The sequence below is a fragment of the Phyllobacterium sp. genome (assembly GCF_037994405.1).
Taxonomy (GTDB): Bacteria; Pseudomonadota; Alphaproteobacteria; order Rhizobiales; family Rhizobiaceae; genus Phyllobacterium.
In genome coordinates this window covers 1-5,256 of sequence record NZ_JBBNAN010000492.1, presented here as the reverse complement: position 1 = coordinate 5,256, position 5,256 = coordinate 1, and the positions used below count along the sequence as shown (strand labels likewise).

General features: G+C 54.4%; 5 protein-coding genes and 1 pseudogene. 5 read left to right on the top strand and 1 reads right to left on the bottom strand.

What is annotated here, in order from left to right:
* From AAAC48_RS27205 to AAAC48_RS27195, 3 genes and pseudogenes are all read left to right on the top strand, one after another.
* A partial coding sequence (locus tag AAAC48_RS27205; RefSeq protein ID WP_340657186.1) for a type I secretion system permease/ATPase occupies positions 1–1,617 on the top strand: 1,617 nt, incomplete at its 5' end.
* A gap of 12 nt (positions 1,618–1,629) precedes the next feature.
* On the top strand, positions 1,630–3,072 hold the full coding sequence (locus AAAC48_RS27200; RefSeq protein ID WP_340657185.1) for an HlyD family type I secretion periplasmic adaptor subunit: 1,443 nt from the start codon (positions 1,630–1,632) through the stop codon (positions 3,070–3,072).
* An 84-nt stretch (positions 3,073–3,156) separates the two neighbouring features.
* Positions 3,157–3,381, top strand: a pseudogene (locus AAAC48_RS27195) (transposase); the annotation flags it as partial.
* A gap of 54 nt (positions 3,382–3,435) precedes the next feature.
* Here AAAC48_RS27195 and AAAC48_RS27190 read toward each other — a convergent pair.
* Positions 3,436–4,230, bottom strand: a complete 795-nt coding sequence (locus AAAC48_RS27190) for a response regulator transcription factor (RefSeq protein WP_340657184.1) — start codon at positions 4,228–4,230, stop codon at positions 3,436–3,438.
* A gap of 156 nt (positions 4,231–4,386) precedes the next feature.
* Here AAAC48_RS27190 and AAAC48_RS27185 point away from each other — a divergent pair, with 156 nt between their 5' ends.
* Together AAAC48_RS27185 and AAAC48_RS27180 are read left to right on the top strand one after the other, a co-directional pair.
* A complete protein-coding gene (locus AAAC48_RS27185) occupies positions 4,387–4,758 on the top strand; it encodes a phospholipid-binding protein (RefSeq protein WP_340657183.1) in 372 nt (123 codons plus the stop codon).
* Positions 4,759–5,085: 327 nt separating this feature from the next.
* Positions 5,086–5,256, top strand: a 171-nt coding sequence (locus AAAC48_RS27180; protein ID WP_340657187.1) for a porin, incomplete at its 3' end; no start/stop codon positions are given.

The window sequence follows — 5,256 nt, the reverse complement described above, 5'->3', positions numbered from 1 at the left end:
TGCGGCTACAATCTCTTTCTTCTCGCTCCTTCCATCTATCTCCTGCAGATCTATGATCGGGTCTTATCGAGCCGCAGTATCGACACGCTGTTGATGCTGACCATCATTATCGCAGTCGCAGTGGTGGTCGGATCCATGCTCGATATCGTGCGCCGCGCCGCTCTTTCGCGCATTGGCAGCTGGCTCGATCATCGGTTGCGACCAGTCGTTCTGACAGCCTCATTCGAATATGCGGCTCGCGCCGATACGGGTGTCGCTACCGATTGCTACCGTGATCTTGCAGCCTTGCGTCAGTTTCTTGATTCGCCGGCGAGCGCGCTGCTTTTCGACGTCCCCTGGGCGCCGGTATTCTTGCTTTTGCTTTTCCTCGTGCATCCCGTACTCGGCGCGATCGGGGTGCTCAGCGCGATAGCTCTCTTATCGCTTGCACTCCTGACCGAGATGGCAACCCGCGAGCCGCTCGCACACGCGAACCTGGCCCTGGCAAGAAGCTATTCGCGATTTGGGACCGCTCTTAAATACATCCAGGTCATCCGCGCAATGGGCATGCAGGACGGTGCAGCGCAAATTGTCTACCGCGACGCCGAAGCGGCGAGGAATGCGCAAGACAGTGCCATGCATCGCACCGAGATCATTTTAGGTTTCTCGAAATCCATCCGCACACTGACGCAAATACTGGTGATGGGTGCAGCCACATGGCTGGTACTGGAGGAGAATAGCAGTCCCGGGATAATCTTTGTCGCCAGCTTGCTGCTTGGCCGCGGCCTCGCGCCTGTCGAGGGCGCCATCGGAGCATGGCGTTCCTTTGCATTCGCACGCCACGCCTTCAACCGCCTCAACAAGATGCTGATCGCTGTCGCATCAGGGGGCGACGCTCGAATGGTACCGGTTCCCGAGCACAGCGGCCTCATTCTGGACAATGTCGGGTATACGCCTCCGTTCGCTGATCGGCAGATACTGAGAGGCGTGACGCTGCGTCTCGCCCCAGGCGATTGCGTGGCGCTCATCGGACCATCGGCATCTGGAAAGTCGACGCTCGGCCGGATCATGGCGGGGGTCCTGCAGCCGACGAGCGGCTGTGCGCTGCTCGGCGGCGTAGACATCTCGGCCTTGCGCCTTAGCGGAGGCACACGCCACGTCGGCTATTTGCCACAGGATATCGAACTCTTCGGCGGTGCCATCAAGGACGTCATCGGACGGCTCGACGGTGCCGACCCTGGCAAGGCAATCGAAGCGGCGAAACTCGTCGGACTGCATGAGACGATCATGCGGCTGCCCCAGGGCTACGAAACGGATGTTGGTGAGGGCGGGGCCTTGCTGCTCCGCGCCCAGCGGCAACAGCTCGGACTGGCCAGGGCGGCTTATGGCAATCCGTCTCTGGTCGTGTTGGACGATCCGAATTCAAGTCTCGACTATGACGGCGAACGCATATTGTTCAATGCAATCGAACGTATGAAATCCCGGCGAATGACCGTCGTGATTATTACGCATCGGATGGGGGTTCTTCCCGTCACCAACAAAATTGCGATTATGCGCAATGGGACCGTCGATGCCTTTGGCGATAGTGAACATATTTATGACACCCATCTGCAACCGCCGTCACGGACAGGGACATAGGAGCAAATTGATATGGCCCTCGTTCAATTCGACATACCAGCCAAGGTAACGGGAGCGTTGAGCGCAATCCGCCGCACGGCAACGCAAAGGTCAGGAGTTGCCAGGAGGCGACTGAGATATTTGCCGGCAGATGGACAAAAATATGTGACCCTGGCGCCCCCCTCACCAATGCCCCGGCTTCGTGCTGTTGCATGGTTCGGTAACCTGCTGATCGCTTTTTTCATTGTCGGTTTCGGAGTCTGGTCGATTTTTGCGCCGCTCAAAAGTGCCGCGATTGCGTCAGGAATCGTGGAGCCTGCATCCAGCCGCAAGATCATCCAACATCTCGAAGGTGGAATTGTGCGGCAAATCTTTGTCAAGAATGGCGATGCGGTTAGTTCCGGACAGGTTCTGATCGCACTCGACGACACCAAACCACGCTCAGAGGTCTATAGCCTCCAGGGACAGCTTTGGGATGCTCAGGCAAGTCATGCGCGCATGATTGCTGAGCAAGAGGGGCGTGATCAGATCGTGTACCCGCATGATCTGAAGGCTTTGACCACCAGCAATCCTTCCGTCGCGGCCATCCTGATTGGGCAAGAGAGAATTTTCGAAACCCGCCGCCAGGTCCTGAAATCTGAAATTGCGATCACGCAAGAGAAAATTTCACAGGTGCAACAGGAGATCGACGGGCTCGGCGCACACAAGGTGGCACTGACGATCAGGGCGGAAATCGCCCGGCAGGAACTGGAAACAGTCACGCCGCTGGCTGCCAAAGGCCTGGAGCGAAAAAGCCGGCTTCTTAACATCGGACGAGAGAAGGCGGACATTGACGGCCAGCTTGGCGAAACAACGGCCCAGATCTCGCGTGCGTACCAAGTGATCAGCGAGTCGCAGGCCTATCTCGTGAAGCTTCAAAGCGATCGGATGAACGAAGTAGCACAGGGTTTGCGCGATACTGAAAACCAGATTGTGCAACTGAGCGAACGGCTCCGGACAATTCAGGACCAACTCGCACGGACGTCAATCAGGGCACCCGAAGATGGTGTAATCATGGATCTGCGTATCCATACGACAGGTGGGGTGATCGGTGCTGGCGAACCGCTGGTTGATCTTGTACCGAGTGCCGGTGGCCTTATCGTTTCAGTGCACGTGCGGCCGGAGGACATCAATGTCGTCCATGCTGGGCTCAATGCACAAGTGCATCTTCTTCCATACAATCAGCGCCGGGTCCCGCTCCTCAAGGGAACGGTCACCTATGTCTCCGCAGATCGTCTCGTCGACAAGCAAAGCGGTCAGTCTTACTACGCGGCGACAGTCCGGGTAACAGACGAACGCCTAACGAAAATGAGCGATGTGGAACTGGTTCCTGGCATGCCCGCGCAAACATTGATCGAAACAGGTGAGAGCAGTGTGGCGTTCTATGCACTCAGGCCACTCCTTGATAGTTTCAACAGGGCGTTCCGCGAAGATTAACAGCGTAACGCTAATACGAAATAGCGCTCAAATCCTTCCATGTGCGCCTGAATGCTGAACTTCAATCCGTCAAGGGAGACGGTAATGGGCAAACGAAGATTCGATGATGATCAGGTCATGGGTATTTTGAAAGAGCATCAGGGAGGGATGACAGTGGCGGAAGTGTGCCGCAGACACGCAATCAGCGAACCCACCTTCTATCGGTGGCAATCCCTTCAATTCAAGAATGTCGGATTCGACGCCAGACGTCTCAGGGCGCTTGAGGACGAAAATCAGAAACTCAAGAAGCTATTGGCAGATGCCATGCTCGCAGCAGCAAGACTGAGCGAAATGCTTGAAAAAACATCCAAAGGTAATGCGTGACTAACTCGCGGTTACGTCATGCCCAGATGGTGCTTGCTGACCCAGGCGGGCGACCACTTCGGTCCGGTTTTGGACCTGCAATTTACGCATGATGTGCTGCAAATGCATTTTTACGGTGTTCCCTGAAAGGTTCAGCTTTCCAGCAATGACTTTGTTTGGGTGACCGCGTTGCAGCTCGGCAAGCACGTCAGCCTCGCGAGGCGTGAAGTCGGCTATGGTCAAATAGTGCGTGCCGCCACCATGCGTGACATGCGTGACACCAGCATTCGCGATAGGCCGCTCCTCCTCCTGAGAAATGATACGTCCGGCTGGTGCACCATTGACAGGTGTACCGAGCGGGTGGGGATAGAAAATGCCCCCGGCAAGAACGAGCCGCATGCCAGCAAGAGCAATTCCGATCGGGAGAGAAGTTGTAAAATATCCGCGAATGCCCATGGCTAAGGCATGGGATGCCATCAAAGGATCGTCGGTATTTGACAAAAACGCGATTGAAGCTTCGGGAAAACGCTCCGCAATCGCGGCAAGGTCATCGTGCAGACTGGAACTCTCGACGCCCCTGCCCGCCACATCGAGAGCAACGAGACGCACGTCCATCCCAAGAGCGTTATCGAGAGTCTTGGTTGAGACCATATCGATAAAATCCCAGCCAGAGAGTTCATTCTCGAGAAGTCTGACGATAGTTGTTCGTGCAAGTGTGTATTGTTCTATTACAATTACAGTCGGCGTCTTACGCGCCCTACGGCGTTTCGCTTCTGAACTGATGGACACTTGTGGCCCCCCCAGGATTTTTTGCAATCCATTTCAATCATAGATAATATCGCCATTCTTGTTTCATGTCATGATATAATTGGGATTAATCCCACTCGAAACCTAGCCTGCGCCGATGCGACAATTCCCGCGAGTCAAGAATTTTTGCGCGCCCAGGCAATCTCGCAACTAGCGGAGGGTAGAGTGCGAACAGCGTTAACAACCTTCATTTTACTCGCTTCGATCTCGGGTGCTGCGGCCGATATGAGCGTGTCGTTCGCTTGGGGTCCCACCAAAAAGTGCTTTGATCCCAAGTCCCCACCGATGAAGATCACCGGCGTCCCGGCAGGTACGACCAATCTCGACATTCACATGACCGATCGCGATTCCGACTATAATCACGGAGGCGGAAAGATCGCCTATAGGGGGCAAATTTCGTTGCCTTACGGCGCATTCAAATATCAAGGTCCCTGTCCGCCGACGGGTTCTCACACCTACTCATTCACTGTCAAAGCTGTAGATTCGAAAGGCAAGACCCTAGCGACTGCCAAGGCGAGCCGGAAATTTCCGGAATAATTGAGCAAGATATGCTCACCGAGAAGCCCTCATTGCCTATCATTCCTGCCTTCGCCGGTCTCAAAATCAAAAAATATATTCGCCAACGAATTTTCTCACAAACCTGTTACAATAAAGTGGTATGTATCGGTATTTATGTAATACATGCATTTTAATAGACGGTATATTTAGCTTATTCTCAGACTTACTTTGATGTGTGTGTTTAAATTACAACACCTCCACATTTGACGTATGAAATTATCCAAAACTCAAAATATGTTCTTTGACTCTACTACTAAAGTCAGGCTAAGCGTCGCGGCGTCACTACGACTTTCATGGAGAGAAATAATGAACATCAAGAGCCTTCTACTCGGCTCCGCTGCAGCCCTCGCTGCAGTAACCGGCGCACGTGCTGCAGACGCAGTCGTTGTTGCTGAACCAGAGCCCGTCGAATACGTTCGTGTTTGCGACGCTTACGGCGCAGGCTTCTTTTACATTCCGGGGACCGAGACCTGCCTG

What these genes read in the sequence shown, in the direction of transcription:
- AAAC48_RS27200 (WP_340657185.1), top strand. Translation starts at nt 1,630, where the DNA reads ATGGCCCTCGTTCAATTCGACATACCAGCCAAGGTAACGGGAGCGTTG.